At 71.5% G+C, this 12946-nt stretch carries 14 protein-coding genes and 1 riboswitch; of the genes, 3 read left to right on the top strand and 11 right to left on the bottom strand.

The annotated features are described in order from the left end of the window. Window positions 1–68 precede the first annotated feature (68 nt). Window positions 69–162: riboswitch (glycine riboswitch) on the bottom strand. Window positions 163–240: 78 nt separating this feature from the next. After that, window positions 241–1545 carry a helix-turn-helix domain-containing protein gene (locus tag ACZ7OH_RS20190; RefSeq protein ID WP_470282146.1) on the bottom strand — a complete coding sequence of 435 codons (1305 nt, stop codon included), beginning with the start codon at window positions 1543–1545 and terminating at the stop codon, window positions 241–243. A gap of 71 nt (window positions 1546–1616) precedes the next feature. On the opposite strand from ACZ7OH_RS20190, the gene ACZ7OH_RS20195 reads away from it, so the two are divergent. Beyond that, the gene (locus ACZ7OH_RS20195) at window positions 1617–1814 is read left to right on the top strand and encodes a hypothetical protein (RefSeq protein ID WP_470282147.1); all 198 of its coding nucleotides are present in this window, start codon (window positions 1617–1619) and stop codon (window positions 1812–1814) included. On the opposite strand, the gene ACZ7OH_RS20200 is transcribed toward ACZ7OH_RS20195, so the two are convergent. The 4 genes from ACZ7OH_RS20200 to ACZ7OH_RS20215 are packed head-to-tail and all read right to left on the bottom strand — an operon-like array spanning window position 1811 to window position 5979. After that, window positions 1811–2578, bottom strand: coding sequence for a 3-oxoacyl-ACP reductase (locus ACZ7OH_RS20200; RefSeq protein ID WP_470282148.1), 768 nt, complete (start codon window positions 2576–2578; stop codon window positions 1811–1813). The two genes, ACZ7OH_RS20195 and ACZ7OH_RS20200, sit on opposite strands and share 4 nt — an antisense overlap. Further along, the gene (locus ACZ7OH_RS20205; RefSeq protein ID WP_470282149.1) at window positions 2578–3945 is read right to left on the bottom strand and encodes an aldehyde dehydrogenase family protein; all 1368 of its coding nucleotides are present in this window, start codon (window positions 3943–3945) and stop codon (window positions 2578–2580) included. The genes ACZ7OH_RS20200 and ACZ7OH_RS20205 overlap by 1 nt, the downstream gene beginning before the upstream one ends. Further along, window positions 3942–4652, bottom strand: coding sequence for a gamma-glutamyl-gamma-aminobutyrate hydrolase family protein (locus ACZ7OH_RS20210; protein WP_470282150.1), 711 nt, complete (start codon window positions 4650–4652; stop codon window positions 3942–3944). The genes ACZ7OH_RS20205 and ACZ7OH_RS20210 overlap by 4 nt, the downstream gene beginning before the upstream one ends. After that, the gene (locus ACZ7OH_RS20215) at window positions 4633–5979 is read right to left on the bottom strand and encodes a glutamine synthetase family protein (protein ID WP_470282256.1); all 1347 of its coding nucleotides are present in this window, start codon (window positions 5977–5979) and stop codon (window positions 4633–4635) included. The genes ACZ7OH_RS20210 and ACZ7OH_RS20215 overlap by 20 nt, the downstream gene beginning before the upstream one ends. Before the next feature lie 264 nt (window positions 5980–6243). Here ACZ7OH_RS20215 and ACZ7OH_RS20220 point away from each other — a divergent pair, with 264 nt between their 5' ends. Beyond that, window positions 6244–6768 carry a YflT domain-containing protein gene (locus ACZ7OH_RS20220; protein WP_400903458.1) on the top strand — a complete coding sequence of 175 codons (525 nt, stop codon included), beginning with the start codon at window positions 6244–6246 and terminating at the stop codon, window positions 6766–6768. 127 nt (window positions 6769–6895) lie between these two features. On the opposite strand, the gene ACZ7OH_RS20225 is transcribed toward ACZ7OH_RS20220, so the two are convergent. The 4 genes from ACZ7OH_RS20225 to ACZ7OH_RS20240 form a co-directional block, all read right to left on the bottom strand. Beyond that, the gene (locus ACZ7OH_RS20225; RefSeq protein WP_400903457.1) at window positions 6896–7879 is read right to left on the bottom strand and encodes an alpha/beta fold hydrolase; all 984 of its coding nucleotides are present in this window, start codon (window positions 7877–7879) and stop codon (window positions 6896–6898) included. 104 nt (window positions 7880–7983) lie between these two features. After that, on the bottom strand, window positions 7984–9204 hold the full coding sequence (locus ACZ7OH_RS20230; RefSeq protein ID WP_470282151.1) for an HAAS signaling domain-containing protein: 1221 nt from the start codon (window positions 9202–9204) through the stop codon (window positions 7984–7986). Next, window positions 9201–9524, bottom strand: coding sequence for a PadR family transcriptional regulator (locus ACZ7OH_RS20235; protein ID WP_400903454.1), 324 nt, complete (start codon window positions 9522–9524; stop codon window positions 9201–9203). Before ACZ7OH_RS20235 ends, ACZ7OH_RS20230 begins: the two co-directional genes overlap by 4 nt. An 88-nt stretch (window positions 9525–9612) precedes the next feature. After that, a complete protein-coding gene (locus tag ACZ7OH_RS20240) occupies window positions 9613–10059 on the bottom strand; it encodes an Lrp/AsnC family transcriptional regulator (protein WP_470282152.1) in 447 nt (148 codons plus the stop codon). 62 nt (window positions 10060–10121) lie between these two features. On the opposite strand from ACZ7OH_RS20240, the gene ACZ7OH_RS20245 reads away from it, so the two are divergent. Beyond that, the gene (locus ACZ7OH_RS20245) at window positions 10122–11024 is read left to right on the top strand and encodes an SMP-30/gluconolactonase/LRE family protein (RefSeq protein WP_470282153.1); all 903 of its coding nucleotides are present in this window, start codon (window positions 10122–10124) and stop codon (window positions 11022–11024) included. On the opposite strand, the gene ACZ7OH_RS20250 is transcribed toward ACZ7OH_RS20245, so the two are convergent. Both ACZ7OH_RS20250 and ACZ7OH_RS20255 read right to left on the bottom strand, forming a co-directional pair. Next, entirely contained in the window at window positions 10999–12186 is a 1188-nt protein-coding gene (locus ACZ7OH_RS20250; RefSeq protein ID WP_470282154.1) for an MAB_1171c family putative transporter, read from the bottom strand. The genes ACZ7OH_RS20245 and ACZ7OH_RS20250 overlap by 26 nt on opposite strands. Then, a complete protein-coding gene (locus ACZ7OH_RS20255; RefSeq protein WP_400903448.1) occupies window positions 12183–12746 on the bottom strand; it encodes a hypothetical protein in 564 nt (187 codons plus the stop codon). The genes ACZ7OH_RS20250 and ACZ7OH_RS20255 overlap by 4 nt, the downstream gene beginning before the upstream one ends. Window positions 12747–12946: the final 200 nt, after the last annotated feature.

The raw sequence follows: 12946 nt of genomic DNA on the forward strand, positions 1-12946 counted from the left end.
GTTTCACCGTGTGAGACACGGCTTTCACCTTGGGTGAGGCGCGGGTGCGCCTGCTTTCCAGAGTGGCCTCGCGCGAAGCGGTAACAGGTACCTGAGAGATTCTGGGGAGTTTGCTCCTTCGGTGCCCCACCGGTTTCGTGGGGGCTCTCCCGCCTCGGCTCTACGGCCCGATCTGCAGTTGTGACGGTCACGGTACCTGCCGGGTTCGAGGTCCGTCTACTTCACCCGGGCAACGCCACATCACCCTTCGAGCGCGGCTCGATCCGCGACCCGCCGCACGACGCCCCCGGCCAGCGCCGGGGGCCGCCGGACCCGGCCCGAGGGCAGGACCAGGCGTTTCAGCGGCCCGCCCACCGGCACCGGCGGGTGCCCGGCGCCCAGCAGCACCTGCTCGACGATCTGCTCGGCGAACCAGGCCACCGAGTCGTTGAGCCGGTCCAGCGAGGGGCGGTCGCCGTCGAAGACGTCCTCGTCGGCGAGCGTGACTTCGAAGTACGCGCAGCCGGGCGGGGCCGAGATCGCTTCCTCGATCGCCCGCGCGCCGGCCAGCGGGTCGTCGAAGCCCGCTTCGAGCAGCGGCTCGCGGTAGATCCGCGCTGCCCGCTCGCGCATGCGGGGGCCGTAGCGGACGACGACCGGGAGCCGCCCGGTCAGGTCCGGCACGGCCAGCCCGTGCAGCAGCATGATCGGCGGCACCGAGTGCACCAGCCGCGGCGCGGGTTCTGCCAGCTCGCGGGCGGTGATCCGGACGCGGTCGGCCATCGCGTCCGGGAGGCCGAAGTAGCGGAAGTCGACGTTGCCGAACCCGAGCCCGTCGGCGACCAGCGACGCCAGCAGCTCGCCGTACCCCCAGATCGGCGACAGCACCACGACGGGCGGCGCGGCGACCACGGGTGACGGCGCGGGCGGGCGCGTCGCCTCCTGTTCGGGCACCTGGATGACCAGCCGCGGCGGCTCGTGCCAGTCGTGCACCTCGGCGACCCGCCAGTAGAGCCCGAGCGGCCGCCACAGCTCGCCGAGGATGTCGTGCTCGATGATCCGGCGCACCTCGGCGTCGTCGTGCGGGAAGTCCCGCGGCGCCACGATCCCGACGTAGTGGTGGTAGGTGACGCGGACTTCGTCACCGCGCGTGGCCGAGCGGATCCGCATCTCCCAGTCGATCGGTGACGCGGCGATGGCGTTGGCGACCTGGGTGCCGGGCGAGGAGTAGACGAGCGCGGTGGCCTGCCGGAGGAACTGCCCGGCCTGGTCGATGCCCTCGCGCAGCGCCTTCGCGGCCTGGGCGACGTGCACCGGGCTGGCGAGGGAGTCGGGCAGCACGCCGGCGACACGCAGCAGCTCGGCTTCGGTCAGCCCGGTGACCTCGGCGAGCTGGGCCCAGTGGTCGAAGACGGTGACCTTGGGCGCGTGCCGGTGCTCGATCCAGCTGCGCAGGGTGGAGGTGGGGACGCCGACGCGTCGCGCGGCCTCGTCCAGGGAGAGGCCCCGCGAGCGGATCCCCGTCCGGACCGCTTCCGCCCACTCGTCGGCGCGCCAGTGCGTCACCTCACAAAGCTAACGAAACCCGCTAGCTTTGCGCAGGGACGAATCGCCCACCCGCGCCCGACGCTGTGAGCATGACCACCACCATCATCGCCCTCACGCTCATCGTCGGCGTGCTCACCTTCGCCGCCGGTGCCTTCCTCGCCTCCGAAATCGCCGTCCGCGTGCTGCGGCGCCGGGAAAAGCTCGTGTCGGAAGAGCGCAAGAAGCTCAACGCCGCCTGGACCTACCTCCGGGAGGTCTACGGCGTCAAGAAACCGACGCGCCGTTAGATCGGGGTGACGTACGCGCCGGAGATGCCGCCGTCGACCAGGAACTGGGACGCCGTGATGAAGCTGGCGTCGTCGCTGGCCAGGAACGCCACCGCCGCCGCGATCTCCTCCGGCTCGGCGAACCGGCCGACCGGCACGTGCACCAGCCGCCGCGCCGCGCGTTCCGGGTCCTTCGCGAACAGCTCCTTCAGCAGCGGCGTGTTCACCGGCCCCGGGCACAGCGCGTTGACGCGGATGTTCTCCCGCGCGAACTGCACGCCCAGCTCGCGGCTCATCGCCAGCACGCCGCCCTTGGACGCCGTGTACGAGATCTGCGACGTCGCCGCGCCCATCACCGCCACGAACGACGCCGTGTTGATGATCGACCCGCGCCCCTGGCGCTGCATGTGCGGCAGCACGGCCTTGCAGCAGTGGTACACCGACGTCAGGTTGACCCGCTGCACCCGCTCCCACGCCTCGATGCCGGTGGTCAGGATGGAGTCGTCCTCGGGCGGCGAAATGCCCGCGTTGTTGAACGCGACGTCGACCGAGCCGAACTGCTCGACCGTGCTGTGGAACAGGTTCTCGACCTGCTCGGCGTCGGTCACGTCGGTCTGGATGAACGCGCCGCCGATCTCGTCGGCCGCGGCTTTGCCCGAATCCGGCGTCAGGTCGCCGATGACGACCTTCGCGCCTTCGCTCGCCAGGCGGCGGGCCGAGGCGAGCCCGATGCCGCTCGCGCCGCCGGTGATCACCGCGACGCGGCCTTCGAAACGCTGGACCATTACTCCTCCGTGCTGAGAAAGACGTTCTTGGTTTCGGTGAACGCCGCCGCGGCGTCGGGGCCCAGCTCGCGGCCGAGGCCGGACTGCTTGAAGCCGCCGAACGGCGTCCAGTAGCGCACCGAAGAGTGCGAGTTCACCGACAGGTTGCCGGCTTCGACGCCGCGGGCCACGCGGAACGCGCGGCCGGCGTCGCGGGTCCAGATCGACCCGGACAGGCCGTACTCGGTCGCGTTGGCCATCCGGACCGCGTCGGCCTCCTCCGCGAACGGCACGACGGCGACGACCGGGCCGAACACCTCCTCCGCCACGGCGGGGTGCCGCAGGTCGGGCGGGGTGAGGACGGTCGGCGGGAACCAGTAGCCGGGGCCGGTGGGAGCACTGCCGCGGAACGCGACGGGCGCGTCGTCCGGCACGTACGACGCCACCTTTTCCCGGTGCGAAGCCGAGATCAGCGGCCCCATCTCGGTCTTCTCGTCGCCGGGGTCGCCGACGACGACGCCGTGCACCGCGGGCTCCAGGAGCTCCATGAAGCGGTCGTACGCGCTCGCCTGCACCAGGATCAGCGACCGCGCGCAGCAGTCCTGGCCCGCGTTGTCGAAGACGCCGTAGGGCGCGGTCGCCGCGGCCTTCTCCAGGTCGGAGTCGGCGAAGACGATGTTCGCGTTCTTGCCGCCCAGCTCCAGCGTCACGCGCTTCACCTGCGCCGCGCAGCCGGCCATGATCTGCTTGCCGACCTCAGTGGAGCCGGTGAAGACGACCTTGCGCACGTCCGGGTGGTCCACGAACCGTTGGCCGACAACAGATCCTTTGCCCGGCAGCACCTGGAAGACGTCCTCCGGGATGCCCGCCTCGCGCGCCAGCTCGGCCAGCCGGACCGCGGTCAGCGGCGTCAGCTCGGCGGGCTTGAGGACGACGGTGTTGCCGGCCGCGAGCGCGGGCGCGAAGCCCCAGCCGGCGATCGGCATCGGGAAATTCCACGGCACGATCACGCCGACCACGCCCAGGGGCTCCTGGAACGTGACGTTGACGCCGCCCGGCACCGGGATCTGCTTGCCGATCAGGCGTTCCGGCGCCGCGGAGTAGTAGTTGAGGACGTCCCGGACGTTGCCCGCCTCCCAGCGGGCGTTGCCGATCGTGTGCCCGGAGTTCTCGACCTCCAGCCGCGCGAGGTGCTCGATGTCGGCCTCGACGGCGTCGGCGAAGCGGCGCAGCAGCCGCGCGCGGTCGCCGGGGGTGACGTCGCGCCACGCCGGGAACGCCGCCCGCGCGCGGGCGATCGCCGCGTCGGTCTCCGCGGCGCTGGTCAGCGGAACCGTCCGCACCACCTGCTCGGTGGCGGGGTTCAGGACGTCGAACGTGCTGGTCATGCCCTCTCCTCGGTCGCGTCGACGAAGGCCGCGAAGAGCCGCACGTCGTCGCTGTCCTGCTCGGGGTGCCACTGGACGCCCAGGGTGAACTCACCGGGCACTTCGGCGGCTTCGATGGTGCCGTCGGCGGCCCAGCCGACCGGTTCCAGGCCGGCGCCGAGCCGGTCGACGGCCTGGTGGTGGTAGCAGAGCGTCTTGGTCTCGGACCCCAGGATCGCCGCCGCGCGGCTGCCTTCGGCCAGCGTGACGGTGCCCCGGCCGAACGTCGCCGGCGCGGGCTGGTGCTCGGTGGACTCCGTCGCCTCCGGCAGGTGCTGGACCAGCGTTCCGCCGAGCGCGACGCTCATCACCTGCAGGCCGCGGCACACGCCGAGCACGGGCTTCCCCGCCGCGCGCGCCGCCGCGAACAGGCCGAACTCGAACGCGTCCCGCTCCGGCCGGGTGTAGGTCGCGGGGTGCGGCTGCTGGCCGTAGCGCTCCGGTTCGACGTCGGCGCCGCCGGTGAGCACCAGGCCGTCCACTGTGGACACGAGCCGCTCGTACGCGTCGGACACCGGCGGGAGCAGCACCGGGATGCCGCCGGCCGCGACGACGCAGTCGACGTAGACCCGGTGCAGCAGCACGGCTTCGGTCTCCCAGACCAGGAACTTCGCGGGTTCCAGGTAGCTGGTGAGGCCGATGACCGGTTTAGAGGCGCTCGAAGCCACGGATCAGCTCCCAGTCGGTGACGGCGGCGTTGTAGGCGTCGATCTCGATCTTCGCCGCGTTCAGGTAGTGGTCGACGACGTCGTCGCCGAAGGCTTCGCGCGCCAGGGCGCTCTGCGCGAGGGCCGCGGCGGCCTCGGGCAGCGTCGTCGGCACGGTGCGGCGGTCGGAGTGGTAGGCGTTGCCGGTGAAGGGTTCTTCCAGCTCCAGCTCGTTCTCGATGCCGTGCAGGCCGGCGGCGATGAGCGCGGCGACGGCGAGGTACGGGTTGACGTCCCCGCCCGGCACGCGGTTTTCGACGCGCAGCGACTCGCCGTGCCCGACGACGCGCAGCGCGCACGTCCGGTTGTCGGTGCCCCAGGCGATCGCGGTCGGCGCGAAGCTGCCGGGCACGAACCGCTTGTAGGAGTTGACGTTCGGCGCCAGGAAGTAGGTCAGCTCGTGCAGCCCGGCGAGCTGGCCGGCGAGGAACTGCTCCATCAGCGTCGAGAAGCCGTGCTCGTGGTCCCCGGCCAGGACGGCGCGGCCTTCGGTGGAGCGCAGGCTGATGTGGATGTGGCAGGAGTTGCCTTCGCGTTCGTTGTACTTCGCCATGAAGGTGAGGCTCTTGCCCTCCTGCGCGGCGATCTCCTTGGCACCGTTCTTGTAGACGCTGTGGTTGTCGCAGGTGCTCAGGGCATCGGTGTAGCGGAAGGCGATCTCCTGCTGACCCGGGTTGCACTCGCCCTTGGCGGACTCGGGGTAGAGCCCGGCGCCGGCCATGTCGTTGCGGATGCGGCGCAGCAGCGGCTCGAGGCGCGCGGTGCCGAGCATCGAGTAGTCGACGTTGTACTGGTTGGCGGGCTTGAGGCCGTGGTAGCGCTTGTCCCAGGCTGCTTCGTAGGTGTCGTCGAAGACGATGAACTCGAGCTCGGTCCCGACGTAGGCGGCGAGCCCGCGCTCGGCGAGCCGCTCGAGCTGCCGGCGCAGGATCTGCCGCGGCGACATCGGGACGGGGCCGCCTTCGACGCGCTCGACGTCGGCGAGGACCAGCGCGGTGCCTTCGTGCCACGGGATTTCGCGCAGGGTCTCGAGATCGGGACGCAGCACGAAGTCGCCGTAGCCGCTGTCCCAGGACGAGAGCGCGTAGCCGTCGACGGTGTTCATGTCGACGTCCACGGCCAGGAGGTAGTTGCAGGCCTCGGTCGCGTGGCCGACGACCTCGTCCAGGAAGTACTCCGCCGAGCAGCGCTTGCCCTGGAGCCTGCCCTGCATGTCCGTGATCGCGACGAGCACGGTGTCGATCGTGCCCGCGTCCACGCGCGCCCGGAGGTCGTCGAGCGTGAGCATGCCTCGCCTGCGTGCCATCAGCCGCCCCAAAGGTTTGATGCGAATCCTTTGCGGCTTCTTCCTACCCGGTCACGGCCGCGCGGTCAACCGGAACAAAGGTATTTTGTTGACCCATTGACTGAGGGTGCCAGACTGGTACGGCGGGCCTCGGACGCCCGCCACCGGTATGTGCGGTTTGCCCGGCTGAGAAGAGTCTGTGAATTCGCCTCACCGGGAGGAATCCCGGGTACTCCGGCGTTGAACCGGGCAGGAGAGGTGAGATCGATGACCACAGCATTCACGCAGCAGAGCACGATCGGACAGCAGCAGGCGCGGCCGCAGCTGCCCACCCTGCCCACCGGCTGGCCGATCGGTTCCTATGAGTCCTACGAGCAGGCGCAGCGCGCGGTCGACCACCTCGCGGGCGCGGACTTCCCGGTGACCGACGTCACGATCGTGGGCGTGGAGCCGCTGCTCGTCGAGCGCATCGCCGGCAAGCTGTCCTGGGGCAAGGTCCTCGGCAGCGCGGCGACGTCCGGCGCCATGTTCGGTCTGTTCCTCGGCCTGGTCCTCAGCTTGCTGAACCCGGGTGCCGGGCTGGTGCCGATCGTGCTCGGCCTCGTCGCCGGCCTCGGCTTCAACCTGCTCTTCGGGGCGCTCGGCTACGCCGTGAACCGCAACAAGCGCGGGTTCGTCTCGCAGAGCCAGCTGGTCGCCCGCCGGTACGACGTGCTGTCGCAGCCCCGCAACGCCGAGAAGGGCCGCGCCCTGCTGGCGGACCTCGCGGCCCGCAGCGCTTTCGGCCACTGACGTACTGACGCACTGAAGAGCGAAGGCCACCTCCCCCGGGAGGTGGCCTTCGTTGTACCTGGGGACAACTCCGCCGGCTGTCCCGGAACTGTCGGTGCCCGCCGGTAGCGTGGAAAACGGGGGCTGCTCAGCTCCCCGAGGCCACCGCGGGAGCGTCCGGAGTCCCCGTCGGATCCGGAGTCCCCGCCGGGCGGCCCGAGCGCAGCAGCTCACCCCAGCGCGCCCGGTCGTACTCGGCCGGCGGCGTCTGCGCCAGGAACTCGCGCAGGATCCGCAGGAACCGCTCCGGGTCGGACCGGTGCGGGAAGTGCCCGGCTCCCTCGAACAGCACCAGCCTGCTGCCCGGCATCGCCCGGTGCGCGCGCCGCGCGTGGCCGCTCGGCACGACCCGGTCCTCCGTGCCCCACACCAGCAGCGTCGGGATCCCCTCGGTCAGGTAGCAGCGGTCCAGCATGTTGACGACCTGGCCGCGCCAGTCGACGACCGAGCGCAGCGTGCGCAGGAACGCCGAGCGCGTGCTCGGCTCGAGCAGGCGGACGTAGCGGGTCAGCACGTAGTCGAGGTCCGGGCCGAGCCCCAGGCCCTCCGACACCCGCAGCAGCTCGGCGAACCCGCGCAGCACCGGCAGCACCGGCCGGCTGCCCAGCAGCGGCAGCACCAGTCCCGCGCCCGGTGCGGCGGCCAGCCGCAGCAGCGGGTGCACGCTCGCCCCGACCCCGCCCGAGCCGACCAGGACGAGGCGTTCGCAGCGTTCCGGGAACTGGTAGGCGAACTGCATCGCGACCCCGCCGCCGAGCGAGTGCCCGACGACCGTCACCCGGTCGACGTCGAGCGTGGTCAGCAGGTCGCGCATGCCGCACGCGTAGGCGGCGACGGAGTAGTCGGCACGCGGCTTGGCCGAGGCGCCGTGGCCGAGCAGGTCGGGCGCGATCACCGTGTGGTCGGCCGACAGCGACGCGAGCAGGTCCAGCCAGGTCGCCGAGTCGTCGCCGATGCCGTGCAGGAACAGCAGAGCGGGTCCGCTCCCGGCGATCCGGTAGGCGCGCTCGTACCCGTGGACGACCCGTGTGCGCGGGGCGAAGGTGTCCGCCCCGACCTCCGTGAGTGGCACCGGTCCAGCTCAGCACGCCCGCGTTCGCGGGACGTTTCGCGCACGTTGGCATCGGGTGAACGCCGGGAGCGGCCCCGACCCGGCTCCCGGCGTTCGTTCCCCCGCTACTTCGTCGGCGTCGGCCTGGCCGGCGCGGACGAAGACGTCGGTGCGCTGGACGGGGAAGGCGGGACCGTCACCTTGGGGATCGCCGCGCTGAACGGCACGCCCGCGTCCTCGCGGCAGGCCGAGCGGTACCCGTTGTAGCCGTTGTAGTTGCCCTGGTCGTCGGTGACGCCCTGCTCGATCTTCGGCCGCGGGAACCGGTTGTCCGCCCCGATCTTCTCCTTGGTCCCGCTCGAGCGCTCGCAGCCGTAGCGGGTCAGCGTGAGCGGCCGGCCCTGTTCGTCGTAGAGGTAGACCTCGGTCAGCGGCTTGCCGTCGGCGTCGAAGGCGTAGACGTTCTCGACCTCGGCGCCGCCGTAGGTCAGCTGCTCGTTGCCGTACCGGTCGGACGACGGGTAGTACGACGGCGAGCTCGCGTAGGAGTTCCGGTGCGAGATGAGGTCGACCGCCGCGCCGAAGCCGCCCAGGATGCCGCCGATGACGAACGCCGAGATCGGCACGGCGAGCCACAGCAGCCGCCGGTCACCGCGCACGCGCGGACCCGCCCACACCGCCGCGACACCCGCGAGGATCAGGAACGGCAGCAGCAGCACCGCGCCGCGGGACCGCAGCATCAGCAGCAGCCCGAAGGCGATCAGCACGACGGCGCACAGGATCCACCACGCCGGCTTGAGCGACGCGAGGTAGCTCATCGCCTTCCCGGAGTCCTCCTGCTCGCGCCCCTTGGCGAGGATCTGCCGCAGCCACACGACCTCCGGCAGCGCCAGCACCGGCTCGACCCCGCCGCGCAGCAGCAGGAAGAGGCTGACGAGGAACACGGGCAGGAAGAGCACGGCGCCCAGCAGCCCGCTGGGGTCGACCCGGACGGCGGCGCCGAACGCGAACAGCGCGAGCGCCACGGCGCAGAGCACCAGGCCCCAGAACGCGATCCGCGGTTTCGCGAGGCTCGGCGCCTTCGCGGTGGTGAGCACCTGCGTCGCCCCTTCGGCCGCCGGCGGGTACCCGCCGGACGCGCGCAGCTCGGCGGCGTAGCTTTCCGGCGTGCCGAGCCGTTCGATCAGGGCCTCGACGCGGGCGCCCTCCCCCAGCTCGGCTTCGAGCTCCGCCAGGTGCGGGCGGACGTCCTCGAGGATTTCTTCGATCTCGCTCGCGGGCAGGTCGGCGAGCGCGGTGCGGACCCGCGCCAGATACACCCGCACGGCGGTCGGCTTGTCGCTCATGCTGCCTCTCCCAAAAGCACGTTCATCGTCGATGCGAAGCTCTGCCAGGTCTTGCCCGACTCGGCGAGGCGTTCGCGGCCCGGCTCGTTCAGGCTGTAGTACTTGCGGTGCGGGCCCTCTTCGCTGGGCACCACGTACGAAGTGAGCAGGCCGGCCTTGTAGAGCCTGCGCAACGTCCCGTACACCGACGCGTCCCCCACCTCGTCCAGGCCGGCGCTCCTGAGTCTTCGCAGGACGTCGTACCCATAGCCGTCTTCCTCGCGGAGCACCGCGAGCACGGCGAGATCGAGCACCCCTTTGAGCAGCTGACTGATCTCCACTGCACCCTCCAGTCTTACGCATGGAAAGGTACCACGCATTGCGCAGTAGTGCGCACGGCGGAGTGCCGTACGGGCGTGCCGGGTGCGGTCAGGCGGTGGGATCCACCGGGCGTTCGAAGAAGGATTCGAGGATCACGATGGTCTGCGTACCGGTGACGCCGTCGATCGCGAAGAGCCGGCGCAGTGACGCCTGGAGCTGCTCGGTCGTCGACGTGCGCACCTTGACCAGCAGTGCCGCCGGCCCGGCGATGACGTGCGCCTCGACCACTTCGGGCAGCGCCTCGAGTGCCGCGCGCACCGGCTCGTCCCCCATCCAGGCGTTCGCCTCGACGAGGACGTACGCCGCGACGCCGCGGCCGACCGCGGCCGGGTCGACGTCCACGGTGGTCCGGCGGATCACGCCCTGCTCGCGCAGCTTCCGGACGCGCTCGTGGGCCGCTCCGGCCGAGAGGCCGACGGCCTTGCCGAGCACGGTGTAGGCCTGCGTCGCGTCCTGCTGGAGTTCGGCGAGCAGCATGCGATCCACGTCGTCCACTACTTGACCATATCAGGTTCGGCAATCCATGCTGGTCGCAGAATCTCATTAGGGGTGAGCGGATGGACCTGGTCAAAACCGACTTCGAGGTGCTTGACGAGCGCTTCGCGCGCGTCAACGGTGACGAGTGGATGCAGCGCCTGCACACCGGCTGCCGCTGGACCGAGGGGCCGGCGTACTTCCCGGCCGGGCGCTACCTCGTCTTCAGCGACATCCCGAACGACCGCACGCTGCGCTGGGACGAGACGACCGGGCAGGTAGGTGTCTTCCGGCAGCCGTCGCAGTACTCGAACGGGCACACTGTCGACCGCCACGGACGGCTGATCAGCTGCGAGCAGGGCACTCGCCGCGTCACGCGGACCGAGCACGACGGCTCGATCACCGTGCTGGCCGCCGAGTTCGAGGGCAAGCGGTTCAACAGCCCGAACGACGTCGTGGAGCACTCCGACGGGTCCATCTGGTTCACCGACCCGAGCTACGGCATCGACAGCGACTACGAGGGGTACAAGGCGGAGAGCGAGATCGGCGCGTGCCACGTGTACCGCATCGACCCGTCGGGTGCGGTGCGGATCGTCGCGGACGACTTTTCGCGGCCGAACGGGCTGGCGTTCTCGGCCGACGAGTCGCTGCTGTACATAGTGGACACCCGGCAGCAGCCGAGCCACATCCGGGTGTTTTCGGTCGGCGTGAACGGGAGGCTCTCGGGCGGCGAGATCTTCGGGACGTGCGACAACGGCGTGTTCGACGGCGTCCGCGTGGACAGCGAAGGCCAGGTCTGGGCGGCGGCCCACGACGGCCTGCACTGCTTCGCCGCGGACGGGACGCTGATCGGCAAGCTGCGGGTGCCGGAGATCTGCGCCAACTTCACGTTCGGCGGGGCGAGGGGGAACGAGCTGTTCATCACGGCGTCGAGCTCGGTCTACACGCTGCGGGTCACGGTCAACGGGGCGCGCTACCCGCGTTAGCCCGCACCCGGTCCACCACCGCGCCGCGCTGCCAGGCCCGGCTCACCCGCACCAGCCACGCCGCTTCGGCTTCGACGTCCGCGTCGGCTTCCGTCGGGTCGCCGGGCTCGCCGCGTGCCGGCTCGAAGCGGCGTCCCTCGCGGCCCGCCTCGATCGCGGCGGCCAGGACCACCGCTTCGACCGTCGGCGCCAGATCGGCGTCGCGAACTCCCGCGCGGCGGGCCGCCGTCTCCACGCGGGCCGGGAGGTCCGGGTCGAAGTGCGCGCGGAGCGCCAGGTGGCCGTCGCGGATCTCGATCACCCTGCGGTACAACGCGAATTCGGCGCCGCCCGCCAGCCCGCGGCCCCGGTCGAGCGCGATGCCGGGTACGGCCGCGCGCAGGGCCGTCCACAGTGGCTCGATGCGGCGGTACGCGCGGTACGCCCGCACCCGGCCGAGCACCGACGACACCGCGGGCGACCACGCGGAGAGCGTCGCGCCGGCGGTGACGAACCCGATCGTCGTCGCGGCGAGCACCGACGACGGCAGGTCTTCGCGCGCGCCGATCCGCGCGGTCTCGGCGAGCCGGCGGACGTCGTCGACGTCCCAGAACGTCCACGCGAACGCGGCCACCACGCCGACCACCAGCAGCCAGAGCCCGGTGCGCAGCGGCCCCGGCTCGGCGTGCCACGCGCTGCGGGCGAACACCGCGATCAGCAGGCCGAGGCTGATCAGGCTGTAGACGAGGAAGACGATCTTGTCGGCGAGGGCGAACGGCAGGTCCGCGGACGAGAAGACCGTGTCGTCGCCGACGCGTCGCGGCTTCGAGAGGGTGAAGCAGACCGCGAGCAGCACCATGGTCGCGCCGGTGAACAGCGCGTGCGGCGCGAGCCGGGCGCCTTCGCCGCGCCACACCGACTGCGTGAACGCGACGGCGAACCCGATGGCGCCCAGCTTGAGCTCGTCCCCGGCCAGGCTCAGCACCCATTCGGTGACTGGGCCGGGGCCGGCGAGGGCGGCCATCGCGGGGCTCAGCACGAGGATGCCGGTGGCGATGCAGATGCCGAAGCCGGCGAGGAGCCACATGGTGCGCACCGGCTGGCTGCGGCGCGCCTCGACGAGCTTGTACCCGAACCCGGCGAACCCCACCACGCAGAGGTGGTAAGCCAGGGTCTCGATCACGGCGTCCGGCGGCGGGACCGGCCGCCGAAGAGGGAGTCGAAGCGCCGCAGGCCGTCCGGGACGTCGGGCGCGAGCTCGCGCGGCTCTTCGGGGCGCACGGCGCGTTGGGCGAGCAGGCTCGCGACGAGCTCGGCTTCGCGCTCTTCGACCTCGGTGTAGGTGGTGCGGCCGAGCACGCGCCGGACGAGTTCGGGCGAGAGGTTCGGCATGAGCTGCCGCCCGGCGGCGGCGTCGATGGCGACACCGTCCGCGCCGCCGTCGGCGCCGGTGTGGCCGCACAGCAGGTGGCCGACCTCGTGGAGCAGGATGTGCCGCCGGTGCAGGGCGGTGGTGTTGGTCGGGTAGAGGATGTAGTCGGCGCGTTCGGTGCTCATGAGCAGCCCGCAGGGAGCGCCTTCGGGGGCGCTGACGGGCATGAGCTCGATGGGCCGCTTCCGCGTCGCGGCGAGGCTCGCGACGAAGGTCTCGGCATCGAAGGGCTCGGGCAAGGTGACGGAGTCGGCGACTTCCCGAGCCCGCTTCCACAGAGCCCGCCCCGCGCGCCGCGATGGTTGCGCCACGTCAGCCCTCCCTCATGCCGCGCCCCCACGGCCTCGGCCGGTTCAACGCCGGGGCAGCGACGGGGATACGCGAGGGAAGGGAGATCGGCGGCGCAGATTTCGGGGCGGCGCCTGGCCGGCAGCCGACGCGAACGCCGAGCCGGTGACGGAAATCCGCGCTCGCCCGGTGGCCCGCGGCCACGCCCGACCGGCAACCCACC

Source organism: Amycolatopsis sp. NPDC114478, from assembly GCF_055633805.1.

Excerpts from the sequence above, each read along its gene's own strand:
- ACZ7OH_RS20195 (WP_470282147.1), top strand. The coding sequence starts at position 1,617 with ATGACCACCACCATCATCGCCCTCACGCTCATCGTCGGCGTGCTCACC.
- ACZ7OH_RS20200 (WP_470282148.1), bottom strand. The coding sequence starts at position 2,578 with ATGGTCCAGCGTTTCGAAGGCCGCGTCGCGGTGATCACCGGCGGCGCG.
- ACZ7OH_RS20205 (WP_470282149.1), bottom strand. The coding sequence starts at position 3,945 with ATGACCAGCACGTTCGACGTCCTGAACCCCGCCACCGAGCAGGTGGTG.
- ACZ7OH_RS20215 (WP_470282256.1), bottom strand. The coding sequence starts at position 5,979 with ATGCTCACGCTCGACGACCTCCGGGCGCGCGTGGACGCGGGCACGATC.
- ACZ7OH_RS20220 (WP_400903458.1), top strand. The coding sequence starts at position 6,244 with ATGACCACAGCATTCACGCAGCAGAGCACGATCGGACAGCAGCAGGCG.
- ACZ7OH_RS20230 (WP_470282151.1), bottom strand. The coding sequence starts at position 9,204 with ATGAGCGACAAGCCGACCGCCGTGCGGGTGTATCTGGCGCGGGTCCGC.
- ACZ7OH_RS20245 (WP_470282153.1), top strand. The coding sequence starts at position 10,122 with ATGGACCTGGTCAAAACCGACTTCGAGGTGCTTGACGAGCGCTTCGCG.